Annotated in this window: 22 protein-coding genes and 2 tRNA genes; 11 read left to right on the top strand and 13 right to left on the bottom strand. The window is 63.7% G+C overall.

The window, feature by feature from the left end; all coding sequences use genetic code 11:
* Positions 1–56 precede the first annotated feature (56 nt).
* The 3 genes from HUN39_RS12765 to HUN39_RS12775 form a co-directional block, all read right to left on the bottom strand.
* The gene (locus HUN39_RS12765; RefSeq protein WP_175094888.1) at positions 57–233 is read right to left on the bottom strand and encodes a hypothetical protein; all 177 of its coding nucleotides are present in this window, start codon (positions 231–233) and stop codon (positions 57–59) included.
* A 3-nt stretch (positions 234–236) separates the two neighbouring features.
* Positions 237–1,169: a crotonase/enoyl-CoA hydratase family protein gene (locus HUN39_RS12770; RefSeq protein WP_175094890.1), complete on the bottom strand. Its 933-nt coding sequence runs from the start codon at positions 1,167–1,169 to the stop codon at positions 237–239.
* 253 nt (positions 1,170–1,422) lie between these two features.
* Positions 1,423–2,775, bottom strand: coding sequence for a multicopper oxidase family protein (locus tag HUN39_RS12775; protein WP_408631407.1), 1,353 nt, complete (start codon positions 2,773–2,775; stop codon positions 1,423–1,425).
* Between the two features lie 109 nt (positions 2,776–2,884).
* On the opposite strand from HUN39_RS12775, the gene HUN39_RS12780 reads away from it, so the two are divergent.
* The 5 genes from HUN39_RS12780 to HUN39_RS12800 all read left to right on the top strand — a co-directional run bounded on the left by HUN39_RS12780 (position 2,885) and on the right by HUN39_RS12800 (position 7,854).
* Positions 2,885–3,202, top strand: a complete 318-nt coding sequence (locus tag HUN39_RS12780) for a hypothetical protein (protein ID WP_175094892.1) — start codon at positions 2,885–2,887, stop codon at positions 3,200–3,202.
* 218 nt (positions 3,203–3,420) lie between these two features.
* Positions 3,421–3,505 (top strand) — tRNA-Leu (locus HUN39_RS12785).
* 76 nt (positions 3,506–3,581) lie between these two features.
* Positions 3,582–4,928 carry a trigger factor gene (tig, locus tag HUN39_RS12790; protein ID WP_175094893.1) on the top strand — a complete coding sequence of 449 codons (1,347 nt, stop codon included), beginning with the start codon at positions 3,582–3,584 and terminating at the stop codon, positions 4,926–4,928.
* Positions 4,929–5,134: 206 nt separating this feature from the next.
* Positions 5,135–5,770, top strand: a complete 636-nt coding sequence (locus HUN39_RS12795; protein WP_175094894.1) for an ATP-dependent Clp protease proteolytic subunit — start codon at positions 5,135–5,137, stop codon at positions 5,768–5,770.
* 74 nt (positions 5,771–5,844) lie between these two features.
* The gene (locus HUN39_RS12800) at positions 5,845–7,854 is read left to right on the top strand and encodes an acetyl-CoA carboxylase biotin carboxylase subunit (RefSeq protein WP_175094895.1); all 2,010 of its coding nucleotides are present in this window, start codon (positions 5,845–5,847) and stop codon (positions 7,852–7,854) included.
* Positions 7,855–7,878: 24 nt separating this feature from the next.
* On the opposite strand, the gene HUN39_RS12805 is transcribed toward HUN39_RS12800, so the two are convergent.
* The 4 genes from HUN39_RS12805 to HUN39_RS12820 form a co-directional block, all read right to left on the bottom strand.
* Complete coding sequence (locus HUN39_RS12805) at positions 7,879–8,568, bottom strand: DUF2490 domain-containing protein (protein WP_175094896.1); 690 nt, start codon at positions 8,566–8,568, stop codon at positions 7,879–7,881.
* Between the two features lie 132 nt (positions 8,569–8,700).
* Positions 8,701–10,266, bottom strand: a complete 1,566-nt coding sequence (locus HUN39_RS12810; RefSeq protein ID WP_175094897.1) for a SulP family inorganic anion transporter — start codon at positions 10,264–10,266, stop codon at positions 8,701–8,703.
* Between the two features lie 45 nt (positions 10,267–10,311).
* Positions 10,312–10,980, bottom strand: coding sequence for a carbonic anhydrase (locus tag HUN39_RS12815; RefSeq protein WP_175094898.1), 669 nt, complete (start codon positions 10,978–10,980; stop codon positions 10,312–10,314).
* A 91-nt stretch (positions 10,981–11,071) separates the two neighbouring features.
* Positions 11,072–11,299 (bottom strand): hypothetical protein, encoded by a 228-nt coding sequence (locus HUN39_RS12820; protein WP_175094899.1) that lies wholly within the window; start codon positions 11,297–11,299, stop codon positions 11,072–11,074.
* A 119-nt stretch (positions 11,300–11,418) separates the two neighbouring features.
* Between HUN39_RS12820 and nhaR the strand changes: the two genes are divergently transcribed.
* On the top strand, positions 11,419–12,309 hold the full coding sequence (nhaR, locus tag HUN39_RS12825; protein WP_175094900.1) for a transcriptional activator NhaR: 891 nt from the start codon (positions 11,419–11,421) through the stop codon (positions 12,307–12,309).
* Here nhaR and HUN39_RS12830 read toward each other — a convergent pair.
* A complete protein-coding gene (locus tag HUN39_RS12830; protein ID WP_175094901.1) occupies positions 12,306–13,382 on the bottom strand; it encodes a 5-(carboxyamino)imidazole ribonucleotide synthase in 1,077 nt (358 codons plus the stop codon). The two genes, nhaR and HUN39_RS12830, sit on opposite strands and share 4 nt — an antisense overlap.
* Complete coding sequence (purE, locus tag HUN39_RS12835; RefSeq protein ID WP_175094978.1) at positions 13,382–13,846, bottom strand: 5-(carboxyamino)imidazole ribonucleotide mutase; 465 nt, start codon at positions 13,844–13,846, stop codon at positions 13,382–13,384. Before purE ends, HUN39_RS12830 begins: the two co-directional genes overlap by 1 nt.
* Before the next feature lie 193 nt (positions 13,847–14,039).
* On the opposite strand from purE, the gene HUN39_RS12840 reads away from it, so the two are divergent.
* On the top strand, positions 14,040–15,251 hold the full coding sequence (locus HUN39_RS12840; RefSeq protein WP_175094902.1) for a cation:proton antiporter: 1,212 nt from the start codon (positions 14,040–14,042) through the stop codon (positions 15,249–15,251).
* 47 nt (positions 15,252–15,298) lie between these two features.
* Here the strand turns inward: HUN39_RS12840 and HUN39_RS12845 are convergent, their stop codons facing one another.
* From HUN39_RS12845 to HUN39_RS12855, 3 genes are all read right to left on the bottom strand, one after another.
* Entirely contained in the window at positions 15,299–15,514 is a 216-nt protein-coding gene (locus tag HUN39_RS12845; RefSeq protein ID WP_175094903.1) for a YdcH family protein, read from the bottom strand.
* A gap of 102 nt (positions 15,515–15,616) precedes the next feature.
* On the bottom strand, positions 15,617–17,032 hold the full coding sequence (locus HUN39_RS12850; protein WP_175094904.1) for a protein adenylyltransferase SelO: 1,416 nt from the start codon (positions 17,030–17,032) through the stop codon (positions 15,617–15,619).
* A gap of 107 nt (positions 17,033–17,139) precedes the next feature.
* A complete protein-coding gene (locus tag HUN39_RS12855) occupies positions 17,140–17,319 on the bottom strand; it encodes a YdcH family protein (protein ID WP_175094905.1) in 180 nt (59 codons plus the stop codon).
* A 251-nt stretch (positions 17,320–17,570) separates the two neighbouring features.
* Here HUN39_RS12855 and HUN39_RS12860 point away from each other — a divergent pair.
* Positions 17,571–17,645 (top strand) — tRNA-Val (locus HUN39_RS12860).
* A 526-nt stretch (positions 17,646–18,171) separates the two neighbouring features.
* Entirely contained in the window at positions 18,172–18,450 is a 279-nt protein-coding gene (locus tag HUN39_RS12865) for a hypothetical protein (RefSeq protein WP_014892689.1), read from the top strand.
* Positions 18,451–18,509: 59 nt separating this feature from the next.
* On the opposite strand, the gene HUN39_RS12870 is transcribed toward HUN39_RS12865, so the two are convergent.
* Positions 18,510–18,707 carry a hypothetical protein gene (locus HUN39_RS12870; protein ID WP_175094906.1) on the bottom strand — a complete coding sequence of 66 codons (198 nt, stop codon included), beginning with the start codon at positions 18,705–18,707 and terminating at the stop codon, positions 18,510–18,512.
* A gap of 242 nt (positions 18,708–18,949) precedes the next feature.
* Between HUN39_RS12870 and pdxR the strand changes: the two genes are divergently transcribed.
* Both pdxR and HUN39_RS12880 read left to right on the top strand, forming a co-directional pair.
* A complete protein-coding gene (gene pdxR / locus HUN39_RS12875; protein ID WP_175094907.1) occupies positions 18,950–20,473 on the top strand; it encodes a MocR-like pyridoxine biosynthesis transcription factor PdxR in 1,524 nt (507 codons plus the stop codon).
* A 214-nt stretch (positions 20,474–20,687) separates the two neighbouring features.
* Positions 20,688–21,902, top strand: coding sequence for an MFS transporter (locus HUN39_RS12880; protein ID WP_175094908.1), 1,215 nt, complete (start codon positions 20,688–20,690; stop codon positions 21,900–21,902).
* Positions 21,903–21,949 lie beyond the last annotated feature (47 nt).

The raw sequence follows: 21,949 nt of genomic DNA on the forward strand, positions 1-21,949 counted from the left end.
GAACGCGCGCTCACGATGCCTTGGATTGGCTGCTCACGATCCCGTGGAACGGGCGCTCAGCATCCGTGGAATGCGCACTCGCCGAGAAGAAACCAGGCGAGCGCAGGCGCGATGAGGCCGCCGAGAAGGCCCGCAAAAAACGAACCGGCGGTGCCGAACAGGGTTTCAACGAGGTCGCTATGGATCTGAACGTCGGAGCTTTCGCTGGCGGCTGGTTTCCTACGGACGAGCATGAGCTAATCCTCTTTGGGAGACAGCGGCTTTTTCGAAGCCTCGCCCTTGCCGTCGGGAAGCTCGTCGCCAGGAAGACGCAACTGCGCCGAAACAAGCCGTTCCATATAGCGCAGGTCATGCCGTGAAATGGCCATGGAGCAATCCGTCCAAAGCTCGACCACCCGAAGCAATTCCTCCTTACGTACGGGGAAACATTGCTTTCGAAACTTGACGAGGGCCTGACGGCGCCGCCAGTTTGCGCCGTCGGGGTCGAGCATCCACTCATGGGCGGTTTCGAGCGCCCGGCCTTCCGGCGCGACGACGTCGATGATGTCGAGATCGAACAGTTCGCGAGCGGAATAAACGCGACCGGCCGAGAGAATCTGCTGCGTGCGCGCGGGTCCGACGCGCCGCGTCAGAAAGGTCACAGCGCCCATCCCCGGAAAAGTGTTGAAGGCGATCTCGGGCACTCCAAGACGCGCGCTCTCCTCGGCGATGACAAAATCGGTGGCCAGCGCCCCTTCGAAGCCGCCGCCCATGCATTGACCCCTAACGACGGACAGCGTCAAGACAGGAAGATCGAAAGCCGACGCCAGCGTGTACATCACCTCGATACAAGCATAGGCGTAGGTTAGCAGCGAATCTCGATCATTGTTCCTGATGCAGGAAACGAATGTCGCAAGATCGCCGCCCAAGCTGAACACATTCGGCTTCTTGGAGGCCATCACGATGTAGCGGATCGGCCACTTCGCGCCCTCCGTCTGCGCCAGACGTTTGATCGCGTCACGAAAGTCGATTGCGTCTTGCAACATCCGCAAAGTATAGCAATGCGGCGAGTCTGCGCGATAATTCATCCACACCGATTGCGTCGGTGCGTCATATTCAATGTCTAAATGTTCGAAGCGCCAGTGAGGGAAATCTTGGGGAGGATGCCGTAGGTGCGCGGCGCTACTCATTTCCAATACTTCGGGGCCAAGGCCTCCCCCCTCGATCGTGCAAGAAAACGAGCCGTCCCGATCCCGCCGCAAGGCGCGGCGGCGCGGGCGGGCTAAGCCGCCAAAAGCTCCACGTGCGTTTGATCCAGCATCTGGCAATGCCTTCAACTCGCGGTCGAAGCTTTTTCCGTCACAGAAGTTCACACAGAGATCTGAACAGACGGAAAAAACGTGATTCTATTTCTGGGTTCTATTAACCTTTGTGACGCTTGCTCTAGGCGACTTCGAACCAAGTCGCCAGTCCGCCCGCTTCGTGCTCCAGAATATCATCATGCACGGCCCATTTTCCAGGCGAATCAGCGAGGAAGGCGGCGTGCTTGGTTTTTCCCGGGGGAACGATCACGCCGTTGCGCCAATAGGGCTCCCATCCGTCATCGAGGTCATGCAGAAGGCGCATGCACTGCCCGTGAACATGCATCGCGAGCGCCGCTCCCGACTTGTTGACAAAGCCCAGCGTCACCGGGGTTCCGTTGGCCACTTTGAAGAGCGGCGGGCCTTGATAGCCTTTGGTCAAAGCGCCATTGATCGTCCAGGCGGGGCCGGTTGCGGCCTTGCGCGTTTCGATCACGAGATCGACCTTCTTGGCGCTTGCTAGCTTGATCTCGGCAGGAAGCGCCGAATTCTGCGGGAGCGACGCTATCGGCGGACGCTTTGACGCCTTTGCGCCCTTGGCTTCCGCGACGAAAAGGTCGCGATCCTCGCCATTCGGTCCGCGCAAGATCAAATTGGCCTTGGCGCCTTCGGTCTCCGGCATGTCGAACATCAGCTCGAAGCGCGCCCCCGGCGCGACGGGAATGCTCCGCTTGATCGGTTCGAAGGCGTCGCACGGCTGGCCGTCGATGGCGATGACGAAAGGCTGCGCGCCCGCGAGGGACAGCACCATAATGCGCGCGTTGCTGAGATTGGCCAGGCGCAGCCGCACCCTGGCGCCGGGCGCCAGGCTCTGCCGGGCTGGCGCAGCCTGGCCGTTGACGCAGAGCAGCGGGCCGATCCGGCCGACGCCGCTTGCCGCCGCTGGATCGTTGAAGCCGCCAACGACCTGGCCCGCGTCATCGAGCCGCCAGTCGTCCAGGACGAGAAGCAGGTCGGCGTCTGCGGGCAGCGGCGCCGGCTCGTCGACGATGAGCAGGCCCTTGAGGCCGCGCCCGACGAGCTCCGGCGTCGCGCCATAGACGCTCGGCCGGTAGCAGAACAGGCCGGGATCGGCGAGCGTGCGGCGGTAATCAAAGGATCCGCCGGGCGCGACCGCCGCCTGCGTCAGCGGCGCGACGCCCTCCATCGCATTGTCGCCCCGCAAGCCATGCCAGTGAATGGTCGCGGGCTGGTCGAGCTTGTTCAGGAAACGGACGGCGAGTTCGTCGCCCTGCTGGTAGCGCAGGACGGGCCCCGGCGTGCTTCCGTCGAAACCGAGAATGCTGGTTTCGCCGCCGCCGGACAGGCGCGCCTTCCCCGGCCGCGCCTCGATCTGCCGCAGGGAGCGCGGCGGCGACTGCGCCACCGCCGGAAGCGCCGCCAGGCTGGCGGCGACGCCGGAAAGAACGACGCGGCGGGAGAGGAGTTGTGACATCGCCATCTAGCTATGGCGCAGCCCGGCCCGTTGGGCAATGATTGAGAGCTTCAACATCTCACGCGCCGCGAGGGCGCGAGAACGGCCAAAACACGAGGAGGCTTGAGACATGAGCGCGCCGCGCATTAAGAAGACTGCCGCTATTTTAGGCTTCTGCAGCGCGTGCGGGTTTCTGCCGCTCGCCGCGTGGGCGCAGGCTTCGCAAGGCTATTCCGACTATCGCCAGTCGCTGATCGCCGGCGGCTGGAAGCCGAACGTCGGCTACGGGCTGAAAACCGCCCGCGGCAAGCCCCTATATAAGTTTCCGGAAGTCGTTTGCGGTCCGACGCTCTGCAACGCCAAATGGCGCGACCCCCAGGGTCACGAAAAGGTCATTACGCTGATCCGCGGCCTCGAGGGGGCGGATCACCGCGTGGCGCCACAATAGCCGGCGGCGGCTGGCATCCCGCCGCGTCCATGCTATAGAGCGACGCCCGACGAATCGAGTTCGCGCTTGGGAGCGCCTTGGCGCGCCCTCAAAACGCGCAAGGGACTGCGCCTTTTCGGGGGAACAGGATCGTTTGAGAGGGAATCGAACGGTTCGATTTCATCTCAAGCGATCCCGGTTCGCGGGCAGGGAAATTGAGGCGGCCCTATCCGCCGATCGCGGGCGTGGCGGAACTGGTAGACGCGCCGGATTTAGGTTCCGGTGACGAAAGTCGTGGGGGTTCGACTCCCTCCGCCCGCACCAGAGCCGCTTACCGTGGCAGTCACATATTCGTCGTCGCGCGCCGGCGACGTCGCAGTCATTAAGAAGGCTAATCGAGATGCAAGTAACGCAGACCTCCTCGCAGGGCTTGAAGCAGGAATACAAGGTGGTCCTGCCGGCCGGCGAACTCGCCGCCAAGCTCGCCGCCCAGCTCAGCGAGATTCAGGCGAAAAGCCAAATCAAGGGATTCCGTCCCGGCAAGGCGCCGATTGGCCATCTCAAGAAGCTCTACGGCAAGAGCATCATGAGCGACGTGTTGCAGGAGGCGGTCAATGACGCCAACCGCAAGATCGTCGAGGAAAACGAGCTGCGCATCGCGCTCGAGCCGAAGATCGATTTCCCCGGCGGGCAGGAGGAAGTCGAGCGCGCGCTAACCGCCGAGGGCGATTTCTCCTATGTCGTCACCTTCGAAACGCTGCCGAAGTTCGAAATCGGCGCCTTCGACGACATCTCCCTGGAGCGTCCCGTCGCCGAAGTGGCGGATGACGATATCGAGAAGGCGCTGCAATCTCTCGCCGATCGTGCTCAGGAATTCGAGGCGAGGCCAGAAGGGGCCAAGGCGGAGAAGGGCGACAGACTGACGATCGATTTCACCGGCAAGCTCGACGGCGAGCCCTTTGAGGGCGGCGCGGGCGGAGACGTCGATCTGGTGCTGGGCGCGGGAACCTTCATCCCCGGTTTCGAGGAGCAGCTCGAGGGAGCCGCCGCCGGCGACCAGCCGGTCGTCAAGGTCCGGTTCCCCGAGGACTATGCGGCCAAGCAGCTCGCGGGGAAGGACGCCGAGTTCGACGTGACGGTCAAGGCCGTTTCGGCGCCCAAGACGCTCGGGCTCGACGAGGAGCTCGCCAAGAAATACGGCTTTGAGTCGCTCGAGGCGATGAAGACCGCCGTTCGCGGCAACCTCGAAGCCGATTTCGACAAGGCCTCGCGCGAGAAGCTGAAGCGCGCGCTCCTCGACGCGCTCGACAGCCGCTATTCCTTTGAGCTGCCGGAGAGCCTTGTCGAACAGGAATTCGCCAATATCTGGGGCCAGCACGAGCAGGAAAGCCAGCGGGCGGGCCAACCCGTCGCCGAAGACGGCAAGACGGAGGAAGAGACGAAGGCCGAGTTCCGCAAGATCGCCGAACGACGCGTGCGGTTGGGGCTGGTTCTGGCGGAGATCGGAAAAAGCGCCGACGTGAAGGTGGACGAAAAGGATCTGACCGACGCTTTGGTCGAGCGGGCGCGCATGTTCCCAGGCCAGGAGAAGGCGGTTTGGGACTATTACCGCAACAATGAGCAGGCTCTCGCCCAGCTCCGCGCCCCAATCTATGAGGAGCGCGTCGTCGATCACCTCGCCAAGCTGATCAAGATCGCCGACAAGACCGTCTCCCGCGAAGTGCTGTTCAAGGAAGACGAGGAATAGTCGGTCGACCGGCTGTCGTCCCCGCAGGCGGCGGCGCGCCGCGAGGAAATCCGGCATACCAGGCTGATGCGCACGGCGCGCTGCGGAGATCGTGGCGTGACGGCCGCAATCGAGTCTTTGCGTCCGACGCGGGCGCAGATATATGACGGGTCAAGAGTTCCCGGCGAGGCGCATCAGCCTCCGCCGGACCACAGAGGCGATACGCGATGCGCGATCCAGTCGAAAACTACAGCCAATATCTCATCCCACAGGTGATCGAAAACACTTCGCGCGGCGAGCGCGGTTTCGACATCTATTCCCGCCTGCTGCGCGAGCGCATCATTTTCATCACCGGGCCGATCGAAGATCACATGGCGTCGGTGATCATCGCGCAGCTGTTGTTTCTGGAGTCCGAGAACCCCAAAAAGGAAATCTCGCTCTACATCAATTCGCCGGGCGGCGTGGTGACGTCCGGCCTCGCCATCTACGACACGATTCAGTTCATCAAGCCGAAGGTCTCGACGCTGTGCGTCGGGCAGGCGGCGTCGATGGGCTCGCTTCTGCTGGCCGCAGGCGCCGACGGTCTGCGCTATGCGCTCCCGAATGCGCGCGTCATGCTGCATCAGCCGTCCGGCGGCTTCCAGGGTCAGGCGTCGGACATCCAGCGCCACGCCGAAGACATTCTGAAAGTCAAAAAGCGCCTCAATGACATCTACGTCCGTCACACGGGCAAGGACTATGAGACGATCGAGCGCACGCTCGACCGCGATCATTTCATGTCGGCGGAGGAGGCGCGGAATTTCGGGATCGTCGACGCCGTGCAGGAGCGGCGGCCTGACGACGAGAGCGACGCCAAGCGCTAAACGCTAAAGGCGCCGGCCGCGTTTTCTGAGCGCCCGGCGCCAATTGCTTGAGGGATTGGGGCATTGGGGCGCGCATGTTTCGTAAAATTCTAATCGCCAATCGCGGCGAGATCGCTTGTCGCATCATTAAGACAGCGAAGCGCATGGGACTTTCCACCGTCGCCGTCTATTCCGACGCCGACGCCGACGCGCTGCATGTCGAAATGGCCGACGAGGCCGTCCGTCTCGGCCCGCCCCCCGCCGCCCAGTCCTATCTGCTGATCGATAAGATCGTCGCCGCCTGTAAGGAAACCGGCGCCGAGGCGGTGCATCCCGGCTATGGCTTTCTGTCCGAGCGCGCCGCCTTCGCCACTGCGCTCGCCGAGGCGAATATCGTGTTCATTGGCCCGAACGTTCGCGCGATCGAGGCGATGGGCGACAAGATCGAATCGAAGAAATTCGCCTCCGCCGCCAATGTCAGCGTCGTGCCCGGCTACCTTGGCGTCATCGAGAACGCCGAAGAGGCCGTTACGATCGCCAGGGACATCGGCTATCCCGTGATGCTCAAAGCATCGGCCGGCGGCGGCGGAAAGGGCATGCGCGTCGCTTTCACCGACGCCGAAGTGATCGAAGGCTTCACGCGCGCGCGTTCGGAGGCGGCGTCTTCCTTCGGCGACGACCGCGTCTTCGTCGAGAAATTCATCGTCAATCCGCGCCACATCGAGATTCAGGTGCTTGGCGACAAGCAAGGCAATGTCGTCCACCTGAACGAGCGCGAATGTTCCATTCAGCGCCGCAATCAAAAGGTGATTGAAGAAGCGCCGTCGCCGCTGTTGGACGAGAAGACTCGTCGCGAAATGGGCGCGCAGGCCGTCGCCCTCGCCAAGGCCGTGAACTACGATTCGGCGGGCACGGTCGAATTCGTCGCCGGTCAGGACAAGAGCTTCTACTTCCTTGAAATGAACACGCGCTTGCAGGTTGAACATCCGGTGACGGAGCTCATCACCGGCGTCGATCTTGTCGAGCAGATGATCCGCGTCGCGGCGGGCGAGCCGCTGCAACTCAAGCAGGAAAACGTCAAGATCAACGGCTGGGCGGTCGAGAGCCGTATTTATGCCGAGGACCCCACGCGCAACTTCCTTCCCTCGGTCGGGCGACTGGTCAAATACCGGCCGCCGGAAGAGAAGCGAGAAGGCGGCGTTGCGGTGCGCAACGACACCGGCGTCACCGAAGGCCGCGAAATCTCGATCCACTACGATCCGATGATCGCCAAACTGGTGACGCATGCGCCGGACCGTCTTCGCGCGATCGTGGCGCAGGCCGACGCGCTCGATCGCTTCGTGATCGACGGAATTCGCCACAATATTCCGTTTCTGTCGTCGCTCATGCAGAGTCCGCGCTGGCGCTCCGGCAATCTCTCGACGGGCTTTATCAGCGAAGAATATCCGGAGGGATTTTCGTCGCCCGAGCCTCGGGGAGATCTGGCGCACACGCTTGCCGCGATCGCGACGCTCATGGACCACATCGGCAATGAGCGCAAACGCAAGATCTCCGGTCAGCTGCGCGGCGGAAGGCCGGTCGAATTCGAGCGCGAACGCGTCTGCATGCTCGGAGAGCAGAGATTCGACGTCAGCGTCGAGGCGCAAGGCGAAGCGCTGATCGTGCGTTTCGCCGAGGGCGACCAGCGCGCCCATCGCGTTTCGACCCAGTGGCGTCCGGGCGAACTCGTGCTCGAAGGCGACGTTGACGGCCGCACGGTCTATGTGCAGGCGCGGTCCATCCTCAACGGCTATGGGCTGTCGCATCAGGGCGTCGACGTCACGGCGCGCGTCTATACCAAGCGCGAGGCGGAACTTGTCGCCTACATGCCCAAGAAAAAAGACGCCGGCGCCTCCAAGCACCTGTTGTGTCCGATGCCCGGCCTGGTGAAAACCATCGACGTGGCCGAAGGTCAGGAGGTCAAGGCCGGCGAGGCCTTGTGCATGGTCGAAGCGATGAAGATGGAAAACGTGCTGCGCGCCGAGCGCGACGTGACCGTGAAGAAGATCCTGGCGAAGGCCGGCGACAGCCTTGCGGTCGACGCCGTGATCATGGAGTTCGCCTAAAAGGCGTCGCGCGCTGACGGCGCGCTACAGGTTGAGGAACATGCTCACCGAAAGAATGTGATTGATCCGGTGATCGAACTTCTGCTCGCGCTGCGAGACGACGCGCGATTGGATGAGCTGGTTCATATAGCCGATCTCCACGCGCGCCTTCTCGCTGAAACTGTAGCCAAGGCCGGCGAAGCCGCGATTTTGATCAAAGCCGAACCGCGTTGAAGGCGTCGTTGAATTCAGCCGCACAAACACTTCATCCCAGAGCACGAGGCTCAAGGGGGCGTTTTCCCAGAGCGGATGCGAAAAGCGCACAAATTGGCGCAGGCGCCATTCAACGGGGTTCACGTTCTGAATGAAGCGCTGCTCAAGGCGCGTGCGGCTCGTCAGGTCGCCGAAGGCGGCTTTGTCGGTCAGCAGAATCTGCTGCCAGATCCGATTTTCGTGTTGCGTTTTGGCGTCTTGCGGAAAGGTCGCGATATGCGCGTAGCCGAGCCACAGGCTGGCGTTGTCGGTAAGCGCATAGCCGACGCCGGCGCGCCCCAGAGCCTGATCGGCGGTGGCGCCATCGTTCCGAAAGCGCCCCTGACTTTCCAGCCATAGGCGCCATTTTTTCAAACTTGGATCAATCGAGCCGAGCTTGGCGATGGTCGTGACGTTTTCCCAGATCCTGAAATCTTCGTCGACAGCCGCCGCCGGGCCGGCCGTCGCGAAAATCCCGAGCAAGGACCCGCCGCAAACGGCGAGCCGCCTCGTCCTTTGAATTGTCGCCGCTGACACCGCCGTCTCCGTGGAAATCGAGCACCCAGCGCATTGGAGCGACTCCTCTCGCGCCAGTCAAACCACAGAGATGGTAGATCAGGCCGCGACTGATGTTGGCGTGGGACGCGTCCGCTCCCGGAACAGGCCATGCAGCGCATCCCAATCGAGCACCAGTTCGCCGCCGTCGCTGCGAAGTTGCTCGTCCCAGCTCGCGAGCAGATCGAGACAGGCATGATCGATATACGTCAGCTCGTTGAGATGCACATGGAGACGCGCACCCCGCGGCAAGGCTTCGAAAGCGGCGGCGAGTTGCGGCAGTCGTATGAAAGTCGCGGCGCCCTCCAGGTGGATCACGGTCATGCCGTTGATCTGTTCGCCGCGGATGTTGAGATGCGAGAATGTGTAGAGCAAGCGCGCGACCGCCAGACCGACGCCAACCGCAATGCCGGTCAGCACGTCGGTCGCGACCACCGTCGCCAACGTCGCCGCGTAGATGCCGGTTTCGATACGGTCCTGACCCCAGAGAAAGCGTGCGAACCCGAGATTGATCAGATTGATCCCCGCGTAAACCAGCACCGCCGCGAGGCTCGCCACGGGGATGATGCGCAGCACGTCGGGCGCGAGCGTGATGAACAGCAGAATCCACAGGCCGTGGAGCACGGTCGAGAGTCTCGTGCGTCCGCCCGCCGTGACATTGGCTGAACTGCGCACGATGACGCCGGATACCGGCAGCACGCCAAGGATGCCGCAAAGGAAATTGCCGACGCCCTGCGCGACAAGCTCCTTGTTGTAACGGGTTCGCGGCGTCCGTCGCTGCATCGCGTCGACGGCGGTCGCCGTCAGCAGCGATTCCGCGCTCGAAACGAAGGCGAGCGACAACGCCGCCGCCCAGAGCGCGCCCTCGCCGACTCGGCCAAGGGTGTGCGTTGTCGGCAAATTCACCGCGGCGAAAAGATCGTCCGGCGCCGGGACATATTTAATGTCGAGGGCGAAGAAGGCTGCAGCCGCCGTCGCCAGGCCTACGCCGACGAGCGGGGCGGGGAGAAACGACAGCCATCTCGGCGCAAAGCGGCGCCACGAGAGAATGACGGCGACTGTGAGCAGTCCGATCAGGGCGGCGGATTGGTGCGCCTCCATCGTCACGCCCTTCCAAACGGCAAGCGGCAGCGACCAGAGATTGACGACGCCGCCAAACTCCTGTCCCGTCCCGGGCGGCGTATCGTCGACCATGACGTGAAATTGCGAGGCGAAAATCAGCAAGCCGATTCCGGCGAGCATGCCCTGAATCAGCGCGGGCGCGACCGCCCGAAACACCGGTCCGAAGCGCAGGGCGCCGGCCGCAATCTGAATCACGCCCGACATTATCACGATGAGCCCGAAAACCTCGAAGCCGAGGTCCTTGATGAACACGGCGGCCATCACTGCCGCGCCATTCGCAGCGCCGCTCACTTGCAGGGGACAGCCCGAAAGCAGGCCGACGACGATGCCGCCGATGACGCCGCTGATGAGGCCGACGGCGGCAGCGTTTTCGAACGGAAAGCCGGCGACGAGCGCGAGACCCATCGACAAGGGGAGGGCGACGAGCAGCACGACGACGGAAGCGAAGACGTCGTCTTTGATCGCCGAGAGGCGAGAAGGCGCGACATCAAGTTCTACAGACATTTTCGCATCCTTTAATGGTTCAGGTTCGCGGAAGCGATCGCGAGGTCAAACCTCGACGCTGACGCGTTCTCTCTCTTCGCGCGCAGGCATTTCCGACGGCGTCGGCGCGCGCGCGAATTGGCGCGTCGCGGGGTCATAAACAAAGACTTCGCCTGTCTCGATCTTGTAGACCCAGCCATGCAGCCTCAGTTTGTCTTGCGCGAGGGCGGAGGCGACGACAGGATGCGTGCGCAAGTTTTCGAGCTGCGCGAGCACATTCTCCTGGATGGCGACGTTGAGCTGTTCGGACCCGGTTCTGTCCGCGTATTTTTCGTGCATGATGCGCCGCGTCGCTTCGGCGTGCGACAGCCAGTCGCTCAGCGCGGGAAAAGCTCCGGCCGGCGGCGGATCAAGCAGGCCCTTCATCGCCCCGCAGTGCGAGTGGCCGCAGACGATGATGTCCTTGACGCCAAGGCCAGCGATCGCGAATTCGATCGTCGCCGCTTCGCCGCCCCGCACGGCGCCGTAGGGCGGCACGAGATTGCCCGCGTTGCGCAGGATGAAAAGGTCTCCAGGCGCCGACTGGGTGAGCAGGCACGGGTCGATGCGCGAATCGGCGCAGGTGATGAACAGCGTCTCCGGCGCCTGGCCCTGGGCGAGGCGCTCGAACAATTCGCGCTGGCTGCCGAACACCTGCGACTGGAAGTGGTGTAGGCCTTCGATCAACCGCTGCATTCTTGGGCTCCTATTGCCTATGCGCGAGATCGCGCCGGTGAGTCGCGCTCCAACCGCATGAGAAGAGGCGAGCGTCTCTCAGGCGGTCGCGTCAATTCAAGCCGCCGACTCTTTCATCCGCCTGTTCGGATACGCCCACGTCGTCGGCCGTCGGCGGTCGGCAGCCCGCATCTGCGTTGCGCTTGCGCAATTGGCTAAAAAGGTCGCAGAGCAGGCAGTGTCCAGGGGCGCTGTCGATGAATTCGCGCCCGGTGGCGAATCCGGGTGACGTCAGCGCCCCTGCCAAGGCCAGCGCGATGAGTGCGGAGCGATGCGCCATTGCCGTCCTCCTTTGGTCGAAGCGCCGCCGCGACGCTGACGTCGTCAAAGATGGCGCAGGGGATTGAGATTGAAAATAAGGATATATAAATTAGTTGCATCGTTAAAAGCTATGGAACCATGGACCGTCTCAACTATCAGCATCTGTTCTATTTTTGGAACGTCGCCCGGGAAGGCGGCGTCACCCGCGCGAGTGAAAAGCTCGGATTGGCGCAGCCGACGATCAGCGGCCAGATCGCGGTTTTGGAAGCGTCGATCGGCGCGCAGCTCTTCCGCAAGGAAGGCCGCAATCTGGTGATGACCGAAACCGGACGCACGGTGTTCAATTACGCCGACGAAATATTTTCGCTGGGCCGCGAGCTCGGCAGCGCCTTGAAGAACCGCGCGGGCGCAGTCAGCGTCAGGCTGAGCGTCGGCGTGTCCAACGCCTTGCCGAAACTTGTCGTCTATCGTCTGCTCGAACCCGCTCTCGCTGCGCATAATCAAGTCGTTTGTCATGAGGATAAGACCGAGCGCCTCCTGGCCGAACTGCCAGTGCACGGAGTCGATCTCGTGTTTTCAGACTGGCCTGCGACAGGCGCCGCGGATGCGCGCATCTACAATCATCCGATCGGCGAATGCGGCGTGGCGGCCTTTGCAGTCCCGCAATTGCAGCAGCTGTACCGGAAGAATTTCCCGCGATGTCTCGATGGCGCGCCGCTCTTGCTGCCGACGTCGAACACCGCGTTACGACGTTCGCTCGACCAATGGCTGGACGCCAACAGGCTCTTTCCAAAAATCGTCGCGGAAGTTGAGGACAGCGCGCTGCTGAAGACATTTGGGGCGGCGGGCGCCGGCGTCTTCATGGCGCCGACCGCCGTTCGCGCCCAGGTCGAGGAGCAATATGGCGTCAAATACATCGCCACTCTCGACGGCGTCAGCGAGCGATTCTATGCGATCACCGCGCAGAGAAAGATCAAGCACGCGGGCGTCGCGACAATCCTTGAAAGCGCTCGCGACTGGCTGGTCTAATCGTTGAACACGCGCGTCACATGACCCATCTTGCGGCCCGCGCGCGTCTCTTTTTTTCCGTAAAGATGCAGACAGGCGCCGTCTTCGTGCGCCAGCTCCGGCCACGCGTTGACGTCGTCGCCGATCAGATTGCGCATCTCGACGCGGCGACCGTGCCGGCGCGCGGCGCCGAGCGACCAGCCGGCGACCGCGCGCATATGCTGCTCGAACTGCGAGGTCAGCGCGCCGTCGAGCGTCCAATGTCCGGAGTTGTGCACGCGCGGCGCAATTTCATTCACGATCAAGGTCTCGCGGTCGCCATCGCGGACCACAAACATCTCGACCGCGATCACGCCGACGTAATCGGCGGCCTCGGCGAGGCGCCGGGCGATGTCGATCGCCTGTGTCGCCGTTTCGTCGGCGATCTCGGCGGGCGCGATGGTCATCGCCAGAATATGTTGTTCATGGAGGTTTTCGGAAACGTCATAGGCGCGAAATTCACCGTGCAGTCCGCGCGCGGCGACGACCGACACTTCTTTCTCGAAGGGCACGACGCTTTCCAGAATGCATGGCGCGCCGCCAAGCGTGCGAAAGGCGACGGCGAGGTCGCCGCCATCGCGCAACTGAGTCTGACCCTTGCCGTCATAGCCAAGGCGCCGCGTCTTCAGGATCGAGTTGCGGCCGAGCTGCGCGACGGCGCGCGCAAGCGCGCCCGCGTTGTCGACGGCGACGAAATCGGCCGTCGCGATCCCGAGGCTCTGCACGAACTGCTTCTCAATGAGCCTGTCCTGGGTCAGGGCCAGCGCCCTGGGATTGGGGCGCACTGGCCGATGCGCTTCGAGGACGTGCGCCGTGCGGGCGGGCACGTTCTCGAATTCGTACGTCACGACGTCGACAGATTCGGCAAAGGCGGCGAGAGCGGCTTCGTCGCTAAAGTCGGCTTGCGTGCGCGCGGCGCAGACGTCGAAGGCCGGGTCGTCGGACACAGGGGAGAAGACATGCGCCTTCAGTCCGAGCCGCGCGCCGGCCAGCGCCAGCATGCGCGCGAGCTGGCCGCCGCCAAGAATGCCGATCGTCGCGCCGGGCGCGAGCATCAGGCGCCGTCGCGCGGCGTCGCCGCCACGTTGTCCGTCTGACGCGCGCGATAGTCCGCGAGACGCGCGGCGAGCGCCTTGTCGGCGAGGGCAAGAATTGCGGCGGCGAGCAGCGCGGCGTTGATCGCCCCGGCCTTGCCGATGGCGAGGGTTCCCACAGGCACGCCGCCCGGCATCTGCACGATCGAGAGCAGCGAATCGAGGCCTTTCAGCGCTTCCGATTCGACGGGAACGCCGAGGACCGGCAGCGGCGTCATCGCGGCTGTCATGCCCGGCAGATGCGCGGCGCCGCCAGCTCCGGCGATGACGACCTGAAAGCCTTCCGATTCGGCGCCCTTCGCGAAGGCCGCCAGTCGATCGGGCGTGCGATGGGCCGAAACGATGCGCACGTCGTAGCCGATTTCGAGCGCCGCGAGAGTTTCCACCGCGTGGCGCATCGTCGCCCAGTCGGATTGCGACCCCATGATGACGGCGACCGGCGGCTTAGACTTCCCCACTCTGGCTTCCTTCGCAAAGGGAAGCCATGCGGCATAGACGATGGCTTCTCGATAGGCAAGCGCGCGATCGGCGCCGATCGCGGGCCGATTTCGCTTCGCGAACCGGCGGCGTGCAGCTAAAGAACCCTGCAAGATTTCCTTTGATCGGAGTAGACGCGGCATGGATGAAGGTCTGAGGCAAGCGGTCGCGGTGCTGGCGGTGGCGATGATCGTCGCAATCGCCGCGCGTCAGATCAGACTGCCCTATACGGTCGGACTGGTTCTTGTCGGCGCCGCCGTCGCTTTGTCGGGCGCAGACTTCGCGCCGCATCTGACTCATGATCTGATTTTCGACCTCGTCTTGCCGCCGCTCCTGTTCGAGGCGGCGCTGACCCTGTCCTGGCGCGAACTGGTGCGCGATTCGCTGCCTTTGCTCGCGCTCGCGGGAATCGGAACGGTCGTTTCCGCAGCCGTTGTCACGGCGTCGATGACGACGTTCCTTCACTGGCCTCTCTTCTCGGCGATGCTGTTTGGCGCGCTGATCGCGGCGACGGATCCGGTCGCGATCATTGCGATGTTCAAGGACAACCGGATCAAAGGCCGGATGCGGCTGCTGGTCGAAAGCGAAAGCCTGCTCAACGACGGCGCTGCGGCGGTGCTCTTCGTCATGGCGCTCGCCTTCGTGCAAAGCGGCGGCGCGGACCAGAGCGCCGCGGCGACCGCCTTGACTCTCGTGAAAGTCGTGTTCGGCGGCGTCCTTGTCGGGGCCTTGTTCGGCGGGGCCGCCATCCTCGCGTCGCTGCGCACCTCGGAACATCTCATCGAAGCAGCGCTGACGACCATCGCCGCATTCGGCTCGTTTCTGGTCGCCGAATATTTCCATGTCTCCGGCGTGCTGGCGACAGTGACGGCCGGCCTCGTCATGGGCAATCTGGGCCTGCTGAGCGAGCAGGAAGGCGGCTACATCACTCTCAAGGGGCGCGAATTCGTTCTGTCCTTTTGGGATTTCGCGGCTTTCCTGGCCAATTCCATGGTGTTTCTCATGATTGGCGCGGATGTGGCGTCGACTCCGTTCGGCGCCGTTGGGGCGACGGCGCTGGTCGTGGGGATCGCTACGGTGCTTTGCGCGCGCGCCATCGTCGTCTATCCGTTGAGTTCGTTGTTTTTCGTTTCGCGATGGAAGATCTCGTTTCGCGAGCAGCATGTTCTCTGGTGGGGCGGCTTGCGCGGCGCGCTTGCGCTCGCCCTGGCGCTGTCGCTTCCGGGCGATCTGCCGCAACGCGATGAGATACTCGCCATCACTTTCGCCGTGGTCGGCTTCTCGATTGTGGTTCAGGGCCTCACCATGCCGCTGCTGCTGCGCGCCCTCGGCTTCGTGGCGGGGCGGCCGTAAGCGGCGATCCGGCCACCGAGCGGCGGGAGGGACGAAGCCAATCCAGCTTAAGCGATAATGTCGGGCGTGAGCTGGTCTTCGAGATAGGCGATGCGGTCGCGCAGCAGCAGCTTGCGTTTCTTCAGCCGCTGAATCTGCAGCTGATCGGCGACGCCGACCGCCAGCAACGCGTCGATCGCGGTCTCCAGATCGTGATGCTCCAGCCGAAGCCACGCGACTTCAGCGCGGGTCGCGCTCGTGTCGATCTCGCTCGTGTCGTTCATTGACAGCCGCCGTTGAGCGCCATTGAACGCTGGGGAATCGATGGCTCTAGATCGCAATTATCGCGCCGCAGCCATGGCGCGTTCAAGCGAATTGCTCTGTCGTCATTCATAGGCGCTCCGCATCTCGTCGATTGCAGCGATCTTGGCGTAAAGCGGCGTCCAGTCGTCGCGCTCGGCGATCGCCGCCCAAAGCGCCTCGACCTCGTCGATCAGCATCGTACAGGGCGCCGCGCCCCGGAAATAGGGGTGATCCAGGCGCGCTGTCGGCGCCGGCTCATGTTCGGCCAAAGCGGCGTGAAGCGGCGTGAAAGCCTCCGCTTCGTAATGCGCCGCGGACGGACTGTGTTTGGCGCGCGCGGCGGACGCCATGCCGCCGCGCCAGTCGAAGAAGGTCCGTTCGAAGGGGGCCTGCGTCATTGTCAGAAAATCGACGAAGGCCTTCGCCAGCGCAGCGTCGGCTTCCTCGCCGGCCGAGGCGAGCCCGAGCCGATTGAGCAGCGCCGCCCGAAATTCCTGCTGGATGCGCGTGGGAAAGGTCGCCAGAACCTTTTCGGCGGCCTTTAACCCGATGAGGGGGATCAGACATTCGGCCAGACGGGACAGATTCCAGCCCAGCGCGCCGGGCTGACGCCCGAAGGCGTAAAGCCCGCTTTCGTCGAAATAGGCGGCGGTGAAGGTCGGGTCGTAGACCGGCGCAAAGCGCCATGGGCCATAGTCGAAGCTCTCGCCGGTGACGTTGATATTGTCGGAATTCAGCACGCCGTGAACGAAGCCTGACGCCATATAGCCGGCGCCAAGCCGGGCGACCCGCGCCACGACCTCTTCGAGAAAGGCGAGGGCCCTCTCCGGGGCCGGCAGATCGGCGATGGCGGGAAAATAGTAGCGGCAGACATGGTCGAGCAGCCTCTCGATCGCCGCGGCGTCGTCATGGAAGGCGAGGCGCTGAAACGTTCCGATGCGAATATGCGAATGCGACAGGCGCACCAGCACGCTGGAGCGCGTCGGCGACGGTTCGTCGCCGCGCATCAGCGCCTCGCCCGTTTCGATCAGGCTGAAGGTCTTGGAGGTGTCGACCCCGAGCGCCTCCAGCATCTCCGTCGCCAGAATCTCGCGCACGCCGCCCTTGAGCGTCAGCCGCCCGTCGCCGCGCCGCGACCAGGGAGTCTGGCCGCTGCCCTTGGTGCCGAGATCGAGCAGGCGGCCGTCCTTGGCGTCGCGCAGCTGCGCGAAGAGGAAGCCGCGACCGTCGCCGAGATCCGAGTTGTACACGCGGAATTGATGGCCGTGATAGCGCAGCGCCAGCGGATGCGCCAAGCCGCCCGGGAGCGGCGAAAAACGCCCCAAATGCTCGATCCACTCCGCATCGCTCAGCCCGTCGAGGCCGACCCGCGCCGCCCAGCGCTGATTGCGGTAGCGGAGTCGATGCTCGGGGAACGTTGCGGGTTCGACGCGGTCGAAGAAGGGCTCGCCCAGACCTTCGTGTAACGTCTCGGGGCGATAAAGCTCGGTAACGGGCATAAGGACGGGGGCTCGCAAATCGCGCGCCGCGGCGCGAATGCCAAAAAAATAAGGCGGAGATCTCTCTCCGCCCATGGCGTGAAGCAGAAAGTGAGCGAAGGGAAACGCTAATGTCGCGTTTCGCTAATCGACAATTTGACGAGCTCGTCCTTGATCTGCAGCTTTTTGCGCTTGAGTTCCAGGATCTTCAATTCGTCCGATTGGGGATGCAGCTGTTCCTGCTCGATCTCCTTTTTGAGCGCGTCATGGCGGCGCTGGAGTTCGACGATATGGCCCTGCAAGGACATGCGAAACCTCCTTAACTTCTCTCCGCTCGACAAGCGGGAGGGGCGTTAAGTCTGCCACAAAGCGGGCGCGCCGCAAGACTCGAAATCGCCCAACGTCACAAAACTTTTGCACGCGAAGCACGTGTCCTTTACGGAACGTCAATTCTTTCCGTGGCTTGCGGTTAAGGCTGATTCCCGATGTCGCAGGCAAAGCCCGCTTGCGCGTCGCCGCGTTCGTCAGTATAGACGGGCGCTCCGGCCCATGGGCCTGGGGGCGCGTAGCTCAGCGGGAGAGCACTACGTTGACATCGTAGGGGTCACAGGTTCAATCCCTGTCGCGCCCACCATCCAAGCGGCCCATTTCGGTTCGCCCTTCGCCGCAAAGCCAGGAAACATTGGCCCAACCGTCCGTCAGCCCGACGTGCGCGCGAAACTGTAGCTGGTCGCTTGCCCGAGCATATCCGCGCCCCATCTGGCGTCTTGCTTCGTTCGAAGAGGCAGGGGCGGCGTATGTGGAAGTATCTATTCCTCACCCTGCTTGGCGTCACCCTTGCCGCCGGCGCGGCCCAGTCCAAAGATCAAGCAAAGGCGCCCAAAAACTGTTTCCCTATCCTTCGCACAGCGGGGGGCGCCCCGACGCGCCCTTACGGTCAGATACCGTACTCGGTGTGGCACTATGCCCTTTATCAACCGTTTTGCGAGGGCAAATCCGCGAAGACATGCGTTTGGGCATGTGGAAAGGCGCCCTCCCAGGACGGCGGCGCTGAATAAATGCTCGTGGCTAAGGCGCGTTCGCCATCTCGATTGCCTGGCTCCACTGCGGCGTCCATAGCTGCTCCCATCCGCCCCGACCGGGCGAAAGCGGAGGAGACCATGGATCTGCCTGCGATTGACCCGCTGATTGGGATTGGCGTCGCTGCCTCGACCGCCATCACCGACGCGGTCTATGTATTCTTCAACGCCGCCGTGTCCGAGCGGCGGCGCGTCGCCGCTGCGAGCTGGAGCAGCATCTGGTATCTGCTCTCGGCCTTTGCGGTGATCAGCTATACGTCGAACTGGGCCTATGTCGCGTTCGCGGCGGTGGGCGCCTGGGTTGGCGGCTTCTTGTCCATTACCGTGCTGAACCGCCTCGTGCCCCTGCGCAAACCTTAAGAATTCCGCGCAAAAAAAACGCCGCTCGCGCGGCGCAGAGGAGTAAATTGTCCGCGCGCTTAATCGCGAAGGACCTGATTGCGATCCTGGATCAGCAGGGGCAGGCGCTTGGCGGAGGCGCTGGCGACGCTCATCTCCTGCTTGTCGCGCGCGAAACCGCGCGCCTTTTGCTCATGACTGACGTTGGTCGCGAGACCTAACGCCAAAAAGCCCACCCAAAACGCCAGGGGCACGAAGCGCGACTTCGAAAACGGCATCTGGGTCTCCCTTGATGTTCAGGGCGTTTCCAATTGGGACGATCGCAGCTTTCCCCAATGTGCGTCCAAGTAAAAGCGCCAGGAGCAAGCAACCTGATGGCGCCAGATCAAAACAGTTCTCCTCTCTGGCTGGCGTCCTCGCCTGCAGGCCTGCCAAAGGTGGCGCCAATGCTTACCTTACCTGTGGACCTATGCGGCATGGTTGAAAGCGCATTAGCTTGCGCCCAGGGGAGATTGCAGCGATGACCTTCACGACCACGGATCGTCCAGCGCCCATCGTCAAGAGCGGGCATGTGCAACTGTCGATCAATCTGGCTGAGTCAGACAAGAACACTCTGCAGAACCAGATCTTCGATCAGATCCGCTCGATGATCCTCAATGGTCAGCTCAAGTGCGACGATCCGATGCCGACCACCCGCGAGCTGAGCAGCCAGCTTGGCGTCTCACGCAACACGGCCGTGCTGGCCTATGAGCGGCTGATCGCGGAAGGCTATATCCGCACGAAGCCATATGTGGGCACCTTCGTTTCGCCGGATCTGCCGGACACGGCGTTTCTGTCGGCCGATCAGCGCACGCCGCAGACGGAAGAGCAGGGCGCCACGATCGAAGTTCCGCCGCCCTGCGGCGCGTTGCGCACCCATCGCCTCGCCGACCCGGAGCGCCGTCGTCTCGCCGCCGATTTCTGGGTGGGCCGGCCGGACGCGCGATCCTTTCCACTCAAGGCCTGGTCGCACCACATCAAGAATCGGCTGAAGGCGGTCGGCGCCAATCTCACGAGCTACAATGACGCCGCAGGATTGATGGAGCTGCGGCGCGCCGTCGCCAAACATCTTGCGCCGGCGCGCGGCGTCGTCGCCGATCCGGAGCAGATCGTCATCGTCGGCGGCTGCCAGGACGGCTTCAATCTCGTCGGACGCCTGCTCGTGACGCCCGGGTCCACCGCCGTCGTCGAGTCGCCTTGCTATCAGGGCGCCGCCTTCGTGCTCGAAAGCCTTGGGGCGACGCTTTATCCCGTGCCCGTGGACCAGGACGGCCTCGATGTGTCGCGACTGCCGAAAACCAGGGGCGCCGTCGCCTATGTGACGCCGTCGCATCAATATCCGATCGGCGTGACCATGAGCCTGCAGCGGCGGCTCGAGCTTCTCGCCTGGGCGACGCAGTACGACGCCTACATTATGGAAGACGACTATGACAGCGACTTCCGTTTTATCGGTTCGCCGCTGACGGCGCTGAAGGGGCTCGATCGCAACGAGCGCGTCATCTACCTCGGCACCTTCTCCAAGTGCATGGGACCCGGACTGCGCCTCGGCTATGTCGTGCTGCCCCGCCGTCTCGCCGAAGCCGGCCGGCGCATGAAAATGTTGATGAACAACGGCCAAAGCTGGCTTGAACAGGCGGCGATGGCGGATTTCATGTCGAGCGGTGAATTCGGGCGCCATTTGCGGCGCATCCGCCAGCTTTATCGCGATCGGCGCGACGCGCTGCTGGGCGCGCTGCGGAATCATTTCGGCGTCTGCGAGATCTATGGCGACCAGGCCGGCATGCATCTCGTTTGGAAGCTGCCGGACGGTTTTCCGGACGCGGCCGAGGTGGAGAAGAGAGGCGTTGCCGCGGGCGTCGGCGTCTGTTCGCTGGCGACGGGTTCGGCGCTGCGCTTCGACGACAATGACGGCGGCGATCGGCTGCTGATGCTCGGCTTCGTCGCGCTCACCGAAAAAGAGATCGAGACCGGGATCGCCCGACTGGCGCAGGCGCTGAAGGCGTAGCATTCGCCATCGCTCGCGCGCGTCCCCTCTCCCATCGGGAGAGGGTGGTTGCGAAGCAGCCGGGTGAGGGGTTGCCGCGCTGCATGGGTTTGCGTAACGCAGTGGCGCGGCGCCACATTGACTTCAAGTGACGCGAGCAGCCCCTCACCCGGTCGCCTCCGGCGACCCCCCTCTCCCCATGGGAGAGGGTTGGCGCGCGTTTGTTCGAGGCGTCATGAATAATCACATCGGCCCCTTCCGTTTGCGCGCCATACCGTCCGGCGTCTGGGCGCTCGGACTCGTGTCGCTGCTCATGGATTTTTCTTCCGAGATGATCCATGCGCTGCTGCCGATCTATCTGGTCGGGGCGATGGGCGCCTCGATGGCGGAAGTCGGCGTCATCGAGGGCGTCGCCGAGGCGACCGCCTCGATCGTCAAGATCTTTTCCGGCGCGCTGTCGGACTGGTTCGGACGGCGCAAGCAGCTGGCGATCATCGGCTATGGGCTTGCCGCGCTGACCAAGCCGATGTTCCCGCTTGCGCCGAATGTCGCCTGGGTCATGGCCGCCCGTTTCCTCGATCGCGTCGGCAAGGGCATACGCGGGGCGCCGCGCGACGCGCTTGTCGCCGATATCGCGCCGGCCTCGGTTCGCGGCGCGGCCTTCGGGCTTCGCCAGTCGCTCGACACGATCGGAGCCTTTCTCGGGCCTGCCGTCGCGGTGGGCGCGATGTGGTTCTCGGCCAACAGCATCCCTTTCGTGTTCTGGATCGCGACGATTCCGGCGGCTCTCGCCGTTGTGGTCCTGGCGCTCGGCGTGCGCGAGCCCGAAGCCTCCCGCCCGCCGCGGCCGGCGCGCTTTCCGCTGCACATCGATGAAGTCCGCCGGCTCGGCGGCCCCTTCTGGATCGTCGTGGCGATCGGCGTCGTCTTTAGTTTGGCGCGTTTCTCGGAAGCTTTCCTCATTCTGAAGACGCGCGACGTGGGATTGCCCGAGGCGCTCGCGCCGCTGGCGCTCGTCGCGATGAATGTCGTCTACGCCGGCGCCTCCTATCCCGTCGGCGCCTTCTCCGATCGCGGCGACCGCAAGACGCCCCTCATGGCCGGCCTTGTCGCGCTGATCGCCGCCGACGCCGCCTTGGCGGTCGCCGATCATATGCCGCTCGTTTGGCTGGGCGTGGCGCTTTGGGGCCTGCATATGGGCCTCACCCAAGGTCTCCTCGCCGCGCTCGTCGCCGACGTCGCGCCGGCGGCGTTACGCGGCTCGGCCTTTGGAGTGTTCAACTTGGCGAGCGGCGTCGCGTTGCTTGTCGCGAGCGCGGGCGCCGGAGCGCTCTGGGACGCTTTTGGTCCCCAGGCCGCCTTCTGGGCGGGCGCGCTTTGCGCGTCGTTGGCGCTCGCAGGGTTCGCGGCGGGCGGCAGTCGGATCGGGCGGCCCCACAGGCGGGGTTGAGCCGGCGCGTTAAGAATTTAACGGCAGAATTCAGGCCGTTAACGGAT

The organism is Methylocystis silviterrae, from assembly GCF_013350005.1.
Lineage (GTDB): Bacteria > Pseudomonadota > Alphaproteobacteria > Rhizobiales > Beijerinckiaceae > Methylocystis > Methylocystis silviterrae.

Excerpts from the sequence above, each read along its gene's own strand:
- HUN39_RS12765 (WP_175094888.1), bottom strand. The coding sequence starts at position 233 with ATGCTCGTCCGTAGGAAACCAGCCGCCAGCGAAAGCTCCGACGTTCAG.
- HUN39_RS12770 (WP_175094890.1), bottom strand. The coding sequence starts at position 1,169 with ATGAGTAGCGCCGCGCACCTACGGCATCCTCCCCAAGATTTCCCTCAC.
- HUN39_RS12775 (WP_408631407.1), bottom strand. The coding sequence starts at position 2,775 with ATGTCACAACTCCTCTCCCGCCGCGTCGTTCTTTCCGGCGTCGCCGCC.
- HUN39_RS12780 (WP_175094892.1), top strand. The coding sequence starts at position 2,885 with ATGAGCGCGCCGCGCATTAAGAAGACTGCCGCTATTTTAGGCTTCTGC.
- tig (WP_175094893.1), top strand. The coding sequence starts at position 3,582 with ATGCAAGTAACGCAGACCTCCTCGCAGGGCTTGAAGCAGGAATACAAG.
- HUN39_RS12795 (WP_175094894.1), top strand. The coding sequence starts at position 5,135 with ATGCGCGATCCAGTCGAAAACTACAGCCAATATCTCATCCCACAGGTG.
- HUN39_RS12800 (WP_175094895.1), top strand. The coding sequence starts at position 5,845 with ATGTTTCGTAAAATTCTAATCGCCAATCGCGGCGAGATCGCTTGTCGC.
- HUN39_RS12810 (WP_175094897.1), bottom strand. The coding sequence starts at position 10,266 with ATGTCTGTAGAACTTGATGTCGCGCCTTCTCGCCTCTCGGCGATCAAA.
- HUN39_RS12815 (WP_175094898.1), bottom strand. The coding sequence starts at position 10,980 with ATGCAGCGGTTGATCGAAGGCCTACACCACTTCCAGTCGCAGGTGTTC.
- HUN39_RS12820 (WP_175094899.1), bottom strand. The coding sequence starts at position 11,299 with ATGGCGCATCGCTCCGCACTCATCGCGCTGGCCTTGGCAGGGGCGCTG.
- nhaR (WP_175094900.1), top strand. The coding sequence starts at position 11,419 with ATGGACCGTCTCAACTATCAGCATCTGTTCTATTTTTGGAACGTCGCC.
- HUN39_RS12830 (WP_175094901.1), bottom strand. The coding sequence starts at position 13,382 with ATGCTCGCGCCCGGCGCGACGATCGGCATTCTTGGCGGCGGCCAGCTC.
- purE (WP_175094978.1), bottom strand. The coding sequence starts at position 13,846 with ATGGGGTCGCAATCCGACTGGGCGACGATGCGCCACGCGGTGGAAACT.
- HUN39_RS12840 (WP_175094902.1), top strand. The coding sequence starts at position 14,040 with ATGGATGAAGGTCTGAGGCAAGCGGTCGCGGTGCTGGCGGTGGCGATG.
- HUN39_RS12845 (WP_175094903.1), bottom strand. The coding sequence starts at position 15,514 with ATGAACGACACGAGCGAGATCGACACGAGCGCGACCCGCGCTGAAGTC.
- HUN39_RS12850 (WP_175094904.1), bottom strand. The coding sequence starts at position 17,032 with ATGCCCGTTACCGAGCTTTATCGCCCCGAGACGTTACACGAAGGTCTG.
- HUN39_RS12855 (WP_175094905.1), bottom strand. The coding sequence starts at position 17,319 with ATGTCCTTGCAGGGCCATATCGTCGAACTCCAGCGCCGCCATGACGCG.
- HUN39_RS12865 (WP_014892689.1), top strand. The coding sequence starts at position 18,172 with ATGGATCTGCCTGCGATTGACCCGCTGATTGGGATTGGCGTCGCTGCC.
- HUN39_RS12870 (WP_175094906.1), bottom strand. The coding sequence starts at position 18,707 with ATGCCGTTTTCGAAGTCGCGCTTCGTGCCCCTGGCGTTTTGGGTGGGC.
- pdxR (WP_175094907.1), top strand. The coding sequence starts at position 18,950 with ATGACCTTCACGACCACGGATCGTCCAGCGCCCATCGTCAAGAGCGGG.
- HUN39_RS12880 (WP_175094908.1), top strand. The coding sequence starts at position 20,688 with ATGAATAATCACATCGGCCCCTTCCGTTTGCGCGCCATACCGTCCGGC.